The sequence below is a fragment of the Nocardia sp. NPDC051570 genome (assembly GCF_044454005.1).
Classification (GTDB): domain Bacteria; phylum Actinomycetota; class Actinomycetes; order Mycobacteriales; family Mycobacteriaceae; genus Nocardia.
The window spans coordinates 145,021-160,932 of sequence record NZ_JBITDI010000019.1; the positions used below are offsets into that span (position 1 = coordinate 145,021).

8 protein-coding genes are annotated in these 15,912 nt (G+C 66.9%); 4 read left to right on the forward strand and 4 right to left on the reverse strand.

The window, feature by feature from the left end; translation table 11 throughout:
- The first annotated feature begins 259 nt into the window (after positions 1-259).
- Genes ACIA76_RS35725 through ACIA76_RS35740 form a run of 4 tightly spaced genes read left to right on the forward strand, consistent with a single transcriptional unit; the run spans position 260 to position 5,112 of the window.
- Positions 260-2,284 (forward strand): lipoxygenase family protein, encoded by a 2,025-nt coding sequence (locus ACIA76_RS35725; RefSeq protein WP_397158522.1) that lies wholly within the window; start codon positions 260-262, stop codon positions 2,282-2,284.
- Between the two features lie 15 nt (positions 2,285-2,299).
- Entirely contained in the window at positions 2,300-3,430 is a 1,131-nt protein-coding gene (locus ACIA76_RS35730; RefSeq protein WP_397158524.1) for a YncE family protein, read from the forward strand.
- Positions 3,431-3,468: 38 nt separating this feature from the next.
- The gene (locus ACIA76_RS35735) at positions 3,469-4,617 is read left to right on the forward strand and encodes a hypothetical protein (RefSeq protein WP_397158526.1); all 1,149 of its coding nucleotides are present in this window, start codon (positions 3,469-3,471) and stop codon (positions 4,615-4,617) included.
- Between the two features lie 12 nt (positions 4,618-4,629).
- Positions 4,630-5,112: a GyrI-like domain-containing protein gene (locus tag ACIA76_RS35740; RefSeq protein ID WP_397158527.1), complete on the forward strand. Its 483-nt coding sequence runs from the start codon at positions 4,630-4,632 to the stop codon at positions 5,110-5,112.
- On the opposite strand, the gene ACIA76_RS35745 is transcribed toward ACIA76_RS35740, so the two are convergent.
- From ACIA76_RS35745 to ACIA76_RS35760, 4 genes are read right to left on the reverse strand one after another with little or no spacing between them, the layout of a single operon-like run.
- On the reverse strand, positions 5,025-6,446 hold the full coding sequence (locus tag ACIA76_RS35745) for a flavin-containing monooxygenase (RefSeq protein ID WP_397158529.1): 1,422 nt from the start codon (positions 6,444-6,446) through the stop codon (positions 5,025-5,027). The two genes, ACIA76_RS35740 and ACIA76_RS35745, sit on opposite strands and share 88 nt — an antisense overlap.
- A gap of 4 nt (positions 6,447-6,450) precedes the next feature.
- A complete protein-coding gene (locus ACIA76_RS35750; RefSeq protein ID WP_397158531.1) occupies positions 6,451-8,814 on the reverse strand; it encodes a KR domain-containing protein in 2,364 nt (787 codons plus the stop codon).
- On the reverse strand, positions 8,811-10,169 hold the full coding sequence (locus tag ACIA76_RS35755) for a cytochrome P450 (RefSeq protein WP_397158532.1): 1,359 nt from the start codon (positions 10,167-10,169) through the stop codon (positions 8,811-8,813). Before ACIA76_RS35755 ends, ACIA76_RS35750 begins: the two co-directional genes overlap by 4 nt.
- 1 nt (position 10,170) lies before the next feature.
- Positions 10,171-15,906, reverse strand: coding sequence for an SDR family oxidoreductase (locus tag ACIA76_RS35760; protein WP_397158534.1), 5,736 nt, complete (start codon positions 15,904-15,906; stop codon positions 10,171-10,173).
- Between the last annotated feature and the right edge of the window lie 6 nt (positions 15,907-15,912).

The window sequence follows — 15,912 nt, forward strand, 5'->3', positions numbered from 1 at the left end:
CCGACTCGTTCGTACGAGATTGATCCAGATCGGTTATCGTTTGATTCTTCGAATCCGTTACACCCTTACTTGCATAGTGTCTTAGTTCACATATCTCTGTCCGGCAAATCATCAATAGTTACTGTTGCTGAACGATTGCTGTCCAGTCGTGATGGATGACCGATTCCGGTCATCCAATCTTCGGAAATCGAACACGTCAGGATTGATAATGGATCGCAGGCAATTCTTCAGAGCATCAGTCGTGGCAGCCGGAGCTTCGATGGCAGGCACCGTGGGGTCGCGCGCGGCCGGCCAGCCGCCGTTCGACCTGCCCCTACCGCTGCCGTTCGGTGATCCAGCGGCACCGGGGCCGGTGAATCCGCTACTCCCACAGCATGATCCGAACCCCGCCCCGCGCGCGGGCGAACTCGTCCGCCTGCAGTCGAAGTACGTGTGGACCGAGGATGCCAATTTCGTGCACGGGGTCCCGATGGCCGCCTCGCTGTCACTCGAGGACTATCCGACCCTCGAGTGGCTGACGATTACCCTCCAACAGCAGTACGACGTGATCTCCAACATCATGGTGGCACTGAGCAGGCACTTCAACCACCTGGCCGGTGATCTGCTGCAACCGCTGGTCGATCAGCTGGCCGGTCTGCAGGCCACGCTCGACAACGTCGCCCGCACGGTCGCACCCGTGGTCGGGGGCCCGGTATTCCATCCGCTCGACCCCGTCGCCCGCGGTGCTGAATTCCTCGCGATGCAGACCGCGGAAACCGCGCTGCGCACGCTCGACCAGATTCGTGACGGGCTGTTCATCACCCTGCGCAAGATGTTCGACAGTCCGGGTACCGGAAACTTCGGCACCCCCGAGGGGGTCGAGCGCTACCGGCTCCTCTACGCCACCCTGCCGGTGCCCGCGATCGCCGACGTCATCCACGACGACCAGGTTTTCGCGCGCATGCGGGTCGCGGGCCCGAATCCGATGGTGCTGCGGCAGGTTCGGGACTCGCTACCGGCGAACTTCCCGCTCGACAACCGCGGCTACCAGTCGGTGATGGGCCCCGGTGACAGCTTGAGCGCAGCGATCTCGCAGAGCCGCTTGTACCTGGCCGACTATGCGGAGCTGGGACCGATGGCATCGGAATCCGCGACCTACAAGTTGCTGACCGGGCCCGGATACAACACCGCGCCGATGGCCGCATTCGCGGTCCCCGCGGGCGGTGGGGAACTGCAAGCGGTGGCGATCCAGTGTGGCCAGGATCCCGGAAGGCATGTGATGTTCCTGCGCCCCGATCCCGGCGCCGCCGACCGCTACTGGGGCTGGCAGATGGCGAAAACGGTTGTCCAAGTGGCGGATTTCAACCACCACGAGATGTTCTCACACCTTGCCCGGACCCATCTGGTCACCGAGGCGTTCTGTGTGGCCACCCGTCGGCACCTGGGCGTGAATCACCCGTTGAACGTCCTGCTGACACCACATTTCGAGGGGTCGCTGTTCATCAACGAGCTGGCGACCTACCTCATCCTGGCACCGGAGCTCACCGGTGACCTGATCCTCGCCGCGCAACTCGACGACATCATCGCCGGAGCGGGCCAAGCGCGATTGGGCTGGGACTTCTACGAGAACATGCCGCCCAGTGAATTCTCCGCACGCGGCGTCGACGGCGCCCAGTTGCAATACCCGTACCGCGACGACGCGCTGCTGATCTGGACGACCATCCACGATTGGGCCGACGGGTACATCCGGACGTACTACCAGTCCGACGGCGACGTGCGCGACGATTTCGAGCTGACCGCGTGGGCCGACGAGATCGCGGGAACCGGAAAGGTCAAGGGCTTCCGGCGAATCGATACCAGCGAGCAGTTGGCCGATGTCGTGGCGATGATCATCTTCACCGCCAGTGCCCAGCACGCCGCCGTCAACTTCCCGCAGAAAACCGTGATGGAATACCCGCCGTTCTCGGCGGGTATCGCCTCGGCTCCGCCACCATCCGACCTGACCGGGAATACCGAACCCGATTGGGTTCGGATGCTGCCGCCGCTGTTGACGGCGATCGCCCAGCTGTACACCCTGGACAGCCTCGGCAGTGTCCTCTACCGCCCGCTGGGCGATTACCGCACCAATCACCCCCCGTTCCCGAACGCGTTCGACGATCCCCGGATCGTCGGCCCCGGTGGCCCTCTGGAGCAGTTCAGGTCGGCGTTGCAGGCGGTCGAGGCCACGATCAACGATCGCAATTCCGGGCGCGATCCGTATACGTACCTGCTCCCCAGCCGCATTCCCACCAGCACCAACATCTGACGACCGGAGGGGTATATGCGAATCATCAGCAACCGCATCGCCATCTCGGCGATCCTCGCGCTGTGCGTCGTGGCGGGCACAGCGCACGCGGACCCGCCCGCCGAGCCGCAGGGACCACCCGGTGAGCTGTATCTGCCGGAGGTGCAGAGCAATACCGTCGCGGTGATCGATACCGCGACCGACACCATCACCGAGCGGATACCGACGGGTCCGGCGACCAAACCCGGCGTCCTGACCGCGACCCCGGACGGCAGAAAGGTCTACGTCGACAACTTCGGCTTCACCCCGCCGAGCGTCACGGTCATCGACCGGCCCTCGAACACCACCCGGTCCGTTCCGGTGGAAAGCCCGCCGCTGGGCATCTTCACGTCCAACGACGGCAGGGAGATCTTTATACCCGAAATCGGTTACGTGATCGAGGTTCTCGACGTCGCCACCGATACGATCGTGCGCCGCTTCCACTATCCCGATCTGCCTTCCGGGCGGATTCCGGATATTCCGGCGGGTGCCATCCAGGGACCCGACGGCCTGCTCTACGTCGGATTCATGCAGAGCGGCATGGTCGAGGCGATCGACCCGATCACCGGAAACGTCGTCCGCCCACCGCTCATCGTCGGTGGCATCGGCACCTTCTGGTACACCTTCAGCAAGGACGGATCCAAGCTCTACGCCAACTCGATCAACACGATCAGCGTCATCGATCTGCGAAATTGGCGGGTGGCCAAGCTGATCCACACCGGCGAGGACCACGATTACCACCTGAGCAATCCCGGCGCCTTCGTCTCGACGCTCACCCCCGACGGCAGCAAACTGTACGTCACGATGTTCGGCGGCACGGACGTCTTGATCGTGGACACCGCGAAAGACGAAGTGATCGGGCGTATTCCGACCACCGGCGCGTCGACCGCGGTCATGTTCAGCGCGGACGGCACCCGCGGCTACATCTCCGATATGGGTCCGTCGTCGAATGCCTATCCAGGCCCGATTCTCGATCCGCTCCTGTTCGGCAATCTGGTGACCGCCGGTATCGGGCTCACTCCGGGGCAGGTGATCGTCTTCGATCCCCGCACCGATCAGATTGTCGGAGACCCCATTCCGGTGAATGTCGGTCCCGGCGTTCCGGTGTGGCTCCCCTCCCTGAAGTAGCGGCACCGCCCGCCCGGCAACGACGAAGAGAGTCTGTCTTGTTCATCGACATCGATCGAGCCGCCCACGGGCTGATGCGTCGCGCCGCAGTCCTCATCGCCGCGTGCGCTATCGCCCTTTGCGCGACCTCCGGTATGGCACTGGCCAATCCATCGATCCCGGGATCCACCAGCGGTCCCGATGGATCGATCTGGGTGCCGAACTACGGCACCGGATCGGTGGTGAAGCTCGATCCGGCCACCCTGGCAGTCCAGCAGGAGATACCGAATGTCGGCGATCATCCGATGGTCATGAAGGCCTTGCCGGACGGATCGCGCATATTCGTCGGCAATTTCGGCCCGGCGAATCCGCTGACCTGGAACGTGTCGGTGATCGACATGCCGAGCGGCCAAGTCGTGAAACGGATTCCGACACTCGGCGCCCCCTACGCGACGATCACCCTGTCGCACGATGGTCGCTATTTGTTCGCGCCGACCGCGCTGTCGGTCACGCAGGTCATCGACACCACGACCCTCGAGGTGGTACGGACCATTCCGGTGATGTTGCCGCCCGGTCCCGCTCATATCGAGGTATCGCCGGACAGCTCATCGCTCTACGTGCTGTCCGCTGCCGGAATCCTGACCGAATACGATGCCTACACCGGTGCGGTCCAAGGAATTCCGTTATTCCTCAACGGAGCGGCACCCGGTTGGGGCGCGCTGTCGGCGAACGGCGATACGCTCTACGCGGTCAACTTCTGGTCCGGCGTCACGATCGTGGATGTGCCGAGCTGGACCGTGCGTACAACCACATTCATGGATCTGTGGGCGGAACCGATCTCGGCGACCCTGACCCCGGACGGTGATCGGCTGTGGGTGTGCGACTACAACTCCGACGAGGTGATCATCCTCGACGCGCACACCGGCGCGGAACTGAACCGCTTCCCCACCGACGGCGCGGCCGTCTACGCCGGGTTCTCCTCCGACGGCCACACCGCATACCTGTCGACCGTGTCGGACGGCGTGCCGCTGATCTACTTCAGTCCGCTGGCGGGCTGGTACCACTCCAAACAACAGGCGTGGGATCCCTTCATGGCCAACTTCGCCGATCTCGACACCTCGGTCACCGCCTACGACACCGACACCCTGCAACCGCTCGAGAAGTACACCACCAGAGGCGCCTTCGTCGCGGGCGTCTACCCCGGCTGAACGTGAACGACCATGATGCATCTCGACCCCAAGATCCTGCGCCGCACCCGGATCACCCCCACGGGCGTGATCCACACGGTGTTACCGGACACCGAACTCGCCGACTTCCGTGACTGGGTCCGGCGAACCCTGCCGGTCTCCATCGTCGCCCAGGGCGCCGCGATCACCGGATTCGCTTTCGCCCTCTATCGTCCCGCGGCCGACGGCCTGATCGATGTCGAACTGGGCTTCCCGATCGACCGCCGCGTCCCCTCCGACGACTACTTCACCGTCGGGTTGCTCCCGACCGGCCACGTCGCCCAGGCCGTGCACACCGGCACTCCCGCCGACCTCGCGCAGGCATGGAAGGCCCTGCGGCAGTGGATGGATGGTCGCCGGCTCGAGCCCGCGGCCCTACGCTGGGAGACCTACCTGGACGCGCCCACGATCGCGGGCGGCTCGGGCGTTCGGCGGACCGAATTGGCCTGGCCGATAGAGCCGGTCGCGGTGGACTGACGAGGTGCGACCTCGAGGTGTTTCGCCAAGCGGCGCAATCGCTTCCGGTAGGAGACGTGTTCGACCTGCAGCCAGTGCCGCTCGGACCGGTAGAAGTCGATACCGCCGTTCAATCTCGGGCCGAAGACCGGATTCGCCTTCGCCGCACGGAATTCCGCCACCCGTCGCGGGTCGGTATGCGACAGGTACAGGTATCTGGCCATGATCCGAGACTGGTAGTCCATCAGCGGCCAGGTGCCGGTCGCGGTCTGGAAGTAGCCGATGACGAACAGATTGTCGTAGTCGGGGTGGAAGGCGTGCAGATGTAGTTCGGGGATCGGGCCGGTGGTCCAGTTCAGGTACTTCCGGTCGATGAACGGGAATACGGCCTGGTGGTAGCCGGTCGCATAGACCACGACATCGATCCGCTGCTCCGAGCCGTCCGCGAAACGCACCCGGTCCCCGCATAATTCGGTCACCTCCGGCTTCACACCGATATCGCCGTGCCCGAGGTGGTAGAGCAGCGTCGAGTTCATGACGAAATGCTCTTCCAGCAGCTTGTGCTCGGGGCGCGGCAGGCCGTAGTGCACCGGATTGCCCGCGCTGTTCATGCGCAGCAGCGGCTTACCGAAGGTCCGCACCAGCGGACGCGGCATATGGAACTTCAACATGAACTCGTAGTAGACATCGGTGGGAATACCGAACATGTACTTCGGCCAGATGTAGTTGCCACGCCGGACGCTCAGGAAGGTTTCCGCGGCGGATTGGCAGCTCTCCGCGGCGATATCGCAGCCCGAGGTGCCCGCGCCGATGACCAGCACCCGCCGCCCGCGCAGCAGCTCCGGGCCCTTGTAGTCGATCGCATGTATCTGCAGCCCGTCGAAGACGCCCGGAAGCTGCGGTTGCCGCGGCGACGAGTGGTGCCCGTTGGCGATGACCACTCCGCCGTAACGCCGTTCGGTGACGCCCGTGGCGTTGCGTATCCGTACGAGCCAGTCCGATCCACCGTCGACCCGGCGGACCGATTCCACCGAACTGTCGAACTCGATATGTGCGCGAATACCGAAATGGTTTGCGTAGGAACGCAGATAGGACATGATGTGCCGCTGTCCGAGATAGGTCGGATAGTCGCGCGGAATCGGGAAGTCGGGATACTGGATGAACGGTTTGGACGTGATGAGGTGGACCGACGGATAGGCACCGCTGGTCGGGCAGTCCGGATTCCAGGTGCCGCCGACATCCGCGGCCCGCTCGATGACATCGACCGCGAAGCCGTATTCCAGCAGGTTCTTCGCCGCGGTCAGGCCCGCGGCGCCCGCGCCGATGACGCAGTATCGTTCGGTTCGGTCCACCATCGGATCATCCTTTCCCGTAACGGATTCCATGAGCAGCCAGGCGCACCCGGCCTTCCGGGGTGTGCGCGGTCGACGTCTCGCCTTCGACGGCGACCGGGCCCCCGGACCCGCACAGTGGCGCCGGAATGTCGATCGAACCGATCCGCAGGCAGCGCACCGCGGGGACCGTCCGGCGTTCGTATACATCGCGCAGCAGGGTTTCCAGTTGATTCAGCGGCAGTTCCGGTACCGGCGCCGGGATTTCGAGCACCAGATCGCGGGGGCGATCGGCCTCCACCTCGGCGGTCCGGGCACCGGAGGACGTCCATCGGCCGAGCCGGAACACCTGGCCGTTCCACCGCAGGTCGTGCACCGAGCGGTCCGGGTCCGACACGGTGTGGTCGATGGCTTCCGTTGCCACATCCTCGTTTCCGGTGCCCGCGCCGTAGCGCAGCGTCGCTCGGGCCACGGGCACCGTGCCGTGGCGGACCCAGACGTGAACCACCCAGATCCGGTCCGCGGTCCATCGCCCTTCGGCGGTCGCCCGCAGCCGGGCGCCGTCGACCCGGATGGCGGCGAGATCGATCCATACGTCCCGGATCTCCGACAGCGGCCGCTCACCACCGTCGGGCCGGACCCAATCACCCAGTGAGCGTAGGAATTCCAATAGGACGCTCAGTGGTATCGCGGGAGCACCGTCGACCCGGAAATCGGCGCAGGCCGACAGCAGATCCGCGGTGAAATCGACCTCGGTCTCCAGCACCGCACCGGCCGCGAACCGGATCGGATCGCCCAGGAACAGCAGGCGATTGGCAAGATTCCCGATACCGGCCAGCTCCGCCGTCGGCGGATATCCGCGCAGCAGCGACGGCAGCAGCGCCTTACCCATTTCGCCGACGAAGGTGAACTCGCCCGCCGTGCCCGCCAGGATCTCGCTCTCCCAGTGCCGCAGGCCTTCGTCTACCCGCATCGCCGATGTATAGGTCAGGGCCGCTTCGTAATTGCTGATGATGCCCAGTCGTTCCCAGGTCGGCCAGCACATCGTCGCCACCGGAACAGACGGCCCGGGGCCGCTGCCCGCGGCCCACAATCCGATCCGGCTCAGCGCGTCGTTGGCCGCGCCGTACTCGAGCTGCCCGGTCATCCCACCCCAGCGTCCCGCGAGTGAGCCCGCGCTGCTGAAGAAGCGCAGCGGAGGGTGATCTGCCAGTGCGGCAAGCAGATTCAGCAGGCCGATGACCTTGACGCCGACGGTCCGGCCGACCACCTCGGGCGTTTTGGCGGGCAGCCGGACCGGAGCGTCGATACCCGCGTTGTGCACGACACCGGCCAGCCGCGGCCCCGCCGCGGCCAGCAGTGCGCGGACCTGGTCCGGATCGGTGACATCGCAGCGGTGATAGCCGATGTCGAGCCCCTCGGCACGCGCATCGTCGAGCCGTTCGACGAGCTGCCGACTCCATGCGGCCCGGGACAACTCCGCACGGGTCTGCGCGAGGGTGCGTTGCCGGGCAGCCTCGATGAGCCTGCGGTCCCGGTACTCGCGAAACTCGCTGTCCGACAGACCGATGATCGGATCGTCCGGTCGCGGCAACGGCATCCTGCCGCTGATGAGCACGCGGCAGCGGTGCCGCAGGGCCAGATGCCGCGCCAGCGCGAATCCGATCCCCCGGCCACCACCGGACATCACCACGACATCGCCGGGCCCGAGGTCGACGACCGGACCCGGGACCTCGGCCCGCTCGGCGGCGAGCGTATAGCGCCGACCCTCGTGGTAGCCGATCTCGAAGCGGCCCCACCGATACAGCTCGCGGCAGATCATGGTGGCCATCTCGGCATCGAGCGGTTCGACCGCCGTGTCGCCGGGCGGGAAGTCCAGCACGCGGATGTTCACAGTGTCGAATTCGCGCGGCAGTCCCTTCGCCAGGCCCGCCCACAGTCCGCCCAGCGGCTGGGCGATGGGGCCGCCCGAATAGCCGTGGCAGCCGTCCATCCGAGTCACCGCGAGATAGAACAGCCGCTCGGCACTGGATTCGGCATGCCAGTCGTCGTAACACCGCTGCAGCAGTTCGATCGTCTGCAGCAGCGGCGCCTCCCAGCCCCCGGGATGTGAAAGGCCGAAAGTCCCTTCGATATTCAGATCGACGATGCCGTCGATCCGGCCCATGGTTCGACAGAACTCGGCGACGTCACCGCCCTCGTTCGGGGGCGCCAAGCGCCACGGCATCGCACCGGCTCCGCGCAGCGCCGCCAGCACCCGATCCGCGGAGGCATCGCTGCCGCCGAGGACGGCGATGCGGCGGCCGGGCAGCTGCGGGCTCGGCTCGTCGGGTACCGCCGCGACTTCCAGTGGGCGCCACACGAATCGCCGGACGGGCAGCACGCCGCTCATGAGTCCCTCGGAACGATCCGCAATTCGATGCCGTGGGCGGGCCGCAGGGAGGCGGCGGTCCTGAGTGTCACGGTGCTGCCGGGCACGCGCCGAATCCTGAACCGGGAGACCAGCATTGCCAGCGTCAGGCACATCTGGGTCACGGCCATCATCTCACCGACGCATTTGCGCTGGCCGCCACCGAACGGAAAGTAGCTGTACTTCGGCCGGTCCTGCTTGGCGGCCTCGGTGAATCGCTCCGGATCGAAGCGGTAGGGCGCGGCCCAGAGGTCCGGATGCCGGTGCGTCACATACGGACTCAGGAAGACACACTCGCCCGCCGGGACGTGCCAGCCCGCGATGTCATCAGCGGCCACGGTGGCGCGGGGGTACACCCAGATCGGCGGATGCAACCGCAGTGCCTCGTCGAGCACCATTCTCGTATAGGTGAGCCCGGGCACGTCCGCGGCCGCGGGATCGCGGCCACCGAATACCCGCCGGGCCTCGTCGGCCATGCGGTCCTGTACCTCGGGCGCATCGGCCAACTCCCACAGCGCCCACGCCAAACCCGTTCCGGCCGTTTCATGTCCGGCCATCAGGACCGTCATCATCTCGTCGCGCACATCGGCATCGGTGCGGTCGGTCGCCAGCAGCAGATTGACCAGATCCGGCCGATCGGCATGGGCGCCGCCGCGATGGGCCTCGATGATCCGGCCGACCATGTCGTAGAGGGTCTTCCGGGCGCGGACCGTGCGCAGAGTGGACGGGAACGGCAGCCATGCGGGGAGCAGTTCCGGCACCCGGCCGCGGTGCACGATCGCTTCGATGGCGGTGTCCATGGCCGGGCCGACCCGTTCGGCATCACCGTCCAGACCGGTGTCGAACAGGGTTCTGCCCAACGCGTCCAACGTGATTCGCATCATCGCCGGGATCACGTCGCCGGTGAATCCGGCGCGCTCGCGCCGGTGCCAGCCGTCGAGGACCGCCGCGGTCGAGGACACCATCGCATCGACCATGGCGGCGATCGCATCCCGGTGGAACAGCGGGTTCACCACCCGCCGCCGGACTCGCCAGGCCTCTCCGTCGGTGGTCAGCAGCCCGTTGCCCATGAAGATCTTGAACCGCTCGTAGCCGATGCCACGGACGTAGTTGGCGTTGTTGTCCAGCAGGACGTGTTTGATGCCGTCCGGGTGGTAGACCAGAGTGGCGGTCATCAGGCCCAGCGGCAGCCGCACCGTATCGCCGTAGCTTTGGCGCATGGCCTCGAACAGGCCGGGGCCGTTGCCGCGCAGCGCTCGAACGTGCTTCGCGATCTGCAGGGCCCCCACAGGTCCCGGGGGCAGTCGGCGTGCCGTACCGATATCGATGGCGGTCATCTCACTCGGCTCCCTTACGTGGATGGATGCCGGCCGGGCGGGTTTCGCCGGTGGCCGGATTCAGATATCCGGTGGTGGTCCAATCCAGTCCGGCCAGCGACAGGACGACCCGGCCGTCCGGTCGCACGGCCACGAATCGGTTGTCCGGCGCGGACGTTCCGACGGCGTACAGGTCGATCGGTCCGGAGCTCGCCACGAGGGCGTCGTTGGTGTGCTCGTACAGATCCAGTCGATCGATCCGCAGCGGTGCGGCGATCGGCACGAAACCCTCGGCGTCACCGGCCGAGAGCACACCCGTGCGTAGCAGTGCGTCCAGGAGGACGACCGGAACGCGGAAGCGGGAGAAGACCGGATCGTCCGGGGCCAGCCGCAGGTCGTAGGTGGAGCGCCGGCCGAGTGGATGCAGCCTGGTGCCGGAGGTCGATTCGAAGACGCCGGTCAGCAGGACCGGGGAACCGTCTCGATGGTAGGGGTCGGCGACCGGTTGTTCGGCCGCCGGATACCACGACCGCCAGGGCGGGGCCGCGGGCATGGTCGCCGCCATGAGGGCCGTGGCACGGAAGTGGACCATATCGCGCACCAGCACGGTGCCGTTGGGCGCGACGATATCGCCGGTGACCTCGACATCGACGCGCACCTGCCCGAGATCGTCCCGTCGCTGCGACACCTCGGCCCGAATCCTCTTGAGCGCGGGCCGATCCGGCGCGTACACCTTGAGGAACCGGTCGAAGGTCATATCCTCGAGGGCGTATACCCGCATCGTCGGCACCAGCGCGGCGGCGGCCTGCAGTGCGATCTCCGCGACGAACGCCCCGGGCAGGGTCGCGACATCGCCGACCCGGTGATCGGTCAGATAGCTGTCACTGCGCAGATCGAAGGTGTGCTCGTGCACCGCCCAGGGTCGTCCGTCCACGACACCTCCGGCCACCTCGCGGTCGAGGTAGAACGGACGTGGAGTCGGCCCGAGGAAGCCGGGCAGCAGCGCGTCGACCGCGCCGTATTCCGCGATACCCAGATGCGCCACATACGGACTGGGTCGCGCCGCCCGCAACTGGCGCAGGAAATGGTGCACGCCCTCGTCGGTCGACATGTTCGAGTACTGACCGGTGCGATCGAAGTATGCCTTGGTCAAATCGTTGGCGCCCAGCCCGACCTGCCCCCAGAGCGTCCACCCGATGGTGAACTCGTCGCGGCCCCCTCCGGCCGACGCCAGTGCCGCGGTGCCCAGGAAATCGTTCGCCGAGGCGTAGTCCACCTCACCGATCTGCCCGGTGACGCCGAGCAGTGAGCCGAAGTTGCACCAGAGGCGTGGTGGCCGATCGGTCAGGGCCGCAGCGAGATTGGTGTAGCCGAGCAGTTTGATATCGCGGATCGCACGGAATTCGCCGAAGTCCTTCGCCGCGATGGGTGCGGGACGGTTGAGGCCGGCCGCGTTGATCAGCAGATCGATTCGGCCTGCCGCCACGTGGATTCGGTCCATCGCGCGCTGTACCGCGTCCCTGTCGCGCACGTCGCAGGCCAGATACTCCACGGCCGCGCCCGCTTCCTCGATTCGGCGCAGATTTCGGATCACGGTGCGCGCGTTGGCGATTCGCTCGTATTCGAGATTCAGGTCCCGCGGTGTCGCCGTCGGCTCCTCGGCCCGCCGTCGCCGCATGTACTCCCGTTTCGCGGCGGCGAATTCGGCATCGGGGAGGTCGAGGTACTCCGCGGGCAGCGCGTCGAATTCGGTGCTGCCCAGGACATAGCATCGACTGCCGAAGTTCCGGGCCACGGCCACCAGGAGTTCGGCGGTGATGCCCCGGCCGCCGCCGACCGCCACGACCAGCGAATTGCCGTCCAGGGGCGAGATTTCCGACTGCGGGTCGTCGAGCACCGTCAGGCGAGCCCGGTATCGGAGGCCGTCGGCGTAATACGCCACCGGGGCCGATCGGTCGAGCATGGATTCCGCCGCGACCCGCGAGCGACCATCGGCGATATCGCCGTCGGTCACCAGGGCAAAGGTCGTACTGCGGGGTCGTTCGAGGGCGGCGACCTTGATCGCCCCGGTGAACAGGCCCACATACGGGTTCGGTGTGGTCGCGTTCAGGGCATGGGTCAGCAGGACTACGGTGGACGAATCGGGTTCGGCCAGCGGGTCCGAAAGCTTTTGTGCCACAAGGAACCACAGATCGTGCAACGCACACAGGGTTCGAGTGCGCTCGATGCCGATCTCACCCGAGAGGTCGGCGACCAGACGTACATGCCGTGTCCCGGCCGTGCGTTCCAGTACCGCGGCAACTGCCTCCGGTGTCACATCCGGCACGTGCAGCACACCCGCGCCGGGCCGCAACGACAATACCGTGGTCCGCTCGGGCACCGCGATCCCGCGCAACACCGACGGGTCCTCGACCATCAGGAGGGTGGGCGCCTCGGGAAGGAAGTCGATCGCCGGGCGCACCGCGACACCGGGCTCCGGCTCCAGACTCCAGGCGTGCGGGTCGACACGGGTTGGGACCGCGTGCTTTTCGGTGCCGGTGACGCGGACCGCGGCGTCCGGCGCACCGTCCTCGCCGTGGCAGCGCACGACCGCGCTGCCGCCCGATGCGACCGAGCGCAGGGCCGAGATGATGCCGAACGCTCCCTCACCGCCCAGGAAGTTCGGGCGGCCGCCGTCATTGCGGGCGCCGCATTCGATATCGCCCGCGATGTCGGCGGCGATCGGGTCCAGGAAGCCGAGCACCGGCAGTCCGGCCTGGGTGGCGGTCTCCTCGGTGGTCACCGCGAGCAGGAAGGCGCCCTCCGCGATACGAGCGTCGGGAGGCAGCAGATCGCCGAGCAGTGTCCGGTGCTCAGCGGTGGTGTTGCCGTTGATACCGCCCACCAATGCCATGCGCAGCGCGCCGGTGCGCAGATACCGGGCGGCCACGTCGATCGCGCTCATGGAGGCGGTGAACCCGGTGTCGACGGTCATCGTCACACCGTTGAGGCCGAAGTAGTTCGACACCCGGGCGGGGATGACATTCGGCATCATGCCCGGGAAGGTGTTCTCGGTCGCCGGGGGGATCAGGGTCCGCACATCCGCCGCGATATCGGCCAGCATCTGCTCCAGCCAGGGTTCGCGAGCCAGTGCCGGATCGGTGCGCAGCGCGGTGGCGGCGTCGTCGAGATAGCAGCGGGTCGCATAGAGGGTGGCATTGCGGGTCTCTCCGAAATGGCCCAGTATCACGCCCATTTCGGCCTGATTCGCGGTCCAGAAGTCGCCGATGCGGGCCTGGATGGACCGGGCGCAGGCCAGAATCATCAGCTGGCAGCGGTCGATCGCACGCATCAGCCCCGGCGGCAACTTGACCTCGTCGATGGTCGGCAGTGGGTACTGGTCACCGAAGGTCGTCGCGGGTTCCGGCGCGGCCAGCCACTCGTCCGGATCGGTCGCGCCGGGCAGATGCGAGGCGACGGCGACCACGGCGAGTCGCCCGGCGGCGGTGGGCCTTTCCGAACGGTCGGCGGCGTCGACGGCCCACTGTCCGGGCACCGGTGGTTCCTCGACGACGAGATGGGCGTTGGTGCCACCGAATCCGAAGCCGGATACCGCGGCCACCCGCGGCTTCCTCCCGCCGGCAGGCCAGGGCACGGCCGTCTTCGGGATCTCGAGATTGCCCGAATCGATCATGAATTCCGTTGGGGCATGGTCGAATCGGTGCTGCGGCGGGATGAGTTCGTGAGCGAAGCCGAGCAGGATCTGGATCAGCGAGGATGTCCCCGCCGCCCAGCCCGTATGGCCGATGACCGATTTGTTCGAGGTCACCCGTACCGGTTCGGAACCCGACATGGTGGCCCGCAGCGAGGCGAACTCCGCGGCGTCCCCGGCCGGGGTACCCGTCGCATGGGCGACGACCCAGTCCGGCACCGTCGTCCCCGCGCGCCGGATGGCCAGCTCCTGACCCACCGCGCTCGGGGCGTAGATCGCCTTACCCTTACCGTCGGAGGAGGCGCCGAAAGCCCTGACCACTCCGAGGATTCGGTCACCGTCGCCGCGCGCGCGGCGCAAGGTCTTGAGCACGACCGTGGCCGCGCCGTCGGAGAACAGCACACCGTCACTGGTCTTGTCGAAGCTGCGCACCTCACCGCGTTCCGACAGGCCCCGCAGCTTCGCGAACAGCACCGAACCCCGCGGCCCGACCGCGAACGCGCCACCGCAGACCGCGATGTCGTACCGGCCCGCCAGCAGGCCCTCGAGACCGAGATCCACGGCGTACAGCGATGACGAGCACGCCGTATCGATCATCATCATCTCGGTCTCGTCGGGCAGCAGGCCCGCCATCGCCCCGGCGCCGACCTGATGCGGGAACATCCGATTCGGATCGATGATGCTGCGCGGATACCGCGCCCGCAGCCGGGCCTCGATTGCGGCCAGCCGGTCTTCGATCCGGTCGACTCCCCTGTCCCGCAGCGCTTGTCGAGCCCGCCGGACAATGCCCGCGACAACCGTCGCCTCCTCGGCGTGCTGATTGCCGTCGGCGGTGTACCCGACCAGGAATCCGAACCTGTCCGACGGCCGCCGGACCACCGAGTCCAGCGCTTGCAGCACCGAATTACGCAGCCACAGCGTGGTCGATTCGATATCGCCCGGATGCCGCCCCGCGGCGGCGAGTTCCGCGGCCAGGTCCGGATGCGGGACGAAGTCGGTGATGAACGCCGAATGCCGGGAATAGGACTTGTCCTCGGTACCGCGATCCGGCGAGTAGAAGCTCTCGTTGTCCCACCGATCCACGGGAACCCGCATGAAACGCTCGCCCCCCGCGACGAGTTCGCGCCAGAACTCCTCGGGATCGTTCGCTCCGGAGACCGTGACACCCATCCCGACAATCGCGATGGCGTCCCCGTCGTCCTCGTCGTCCACCGGTGCGGCAGCGACCGCGGGAGCGGTCGGAGCCACAGTGGCCGCGGGAGCGGTCGGGGCCTCGCGCGGCACGAAATCCCTTGGCGGCGACAGCAATGCCGCACCGGTCGACAGGCCGCCGTCGGCCAGGAGGACCTGTCCGGTCACCCAGCTCGCGTCCGGAGAGGCCAGAAAGGCGACGATTGCGGCGAGTTCCTCGGGGGTGCCGAGACGGCCCAGTGGTGTCGCGGCGATCGTCGCCTGCTGCATGGCGGCGGCATCGGGAAACTGGTCGGCCACTGGGCTTTTCAGCATTCCGGCCGCGGCGGTGTTCACCCGGATGCCGAATTCGGCGAATTCGACGGCGAGGTAGCGGGTCAGGGCCTCGACGGCGGCCTTGGCCGGGCCACAGGCCAGATATCCCGACATGACGAACTGGCCGCCGCCGAGGGTGGAGACGTTCACGATGCTCGCACCCGGACGGTGTTTCATCAGCGACAGGGCCCGGCGCGAACAGCCCAGCCCGCCTTTGAGATTCGTATCGATCGCGCGGTCGATCATCGCCTCGTCGACCTCGGGCCCGGTGGCCAGGCGACCGTCGGCGGCGCTGTTGACCAAGACGTCCAGCGCCCCGAATTCCGCGGCGATCTCATCGAACATCCGGTCACGCTGGGCCGCGTCCGCCACCGAGGCCCGAATGATGTGGGCACACCCACCGGCGGCCTCGATCTCGGCCTTGGTCGCACGCGCCTGCTCCGGCGAGCGGAAGTGGTTGACGATCACCAGCGCACCCTCGGCCGCCAAGCGCAGGGCGATGGCCCGGCCCACAGTGCGTGCGCCGCCGGTGACCAACGCGATCTTCCCGTCGAGGTACACAGCCTT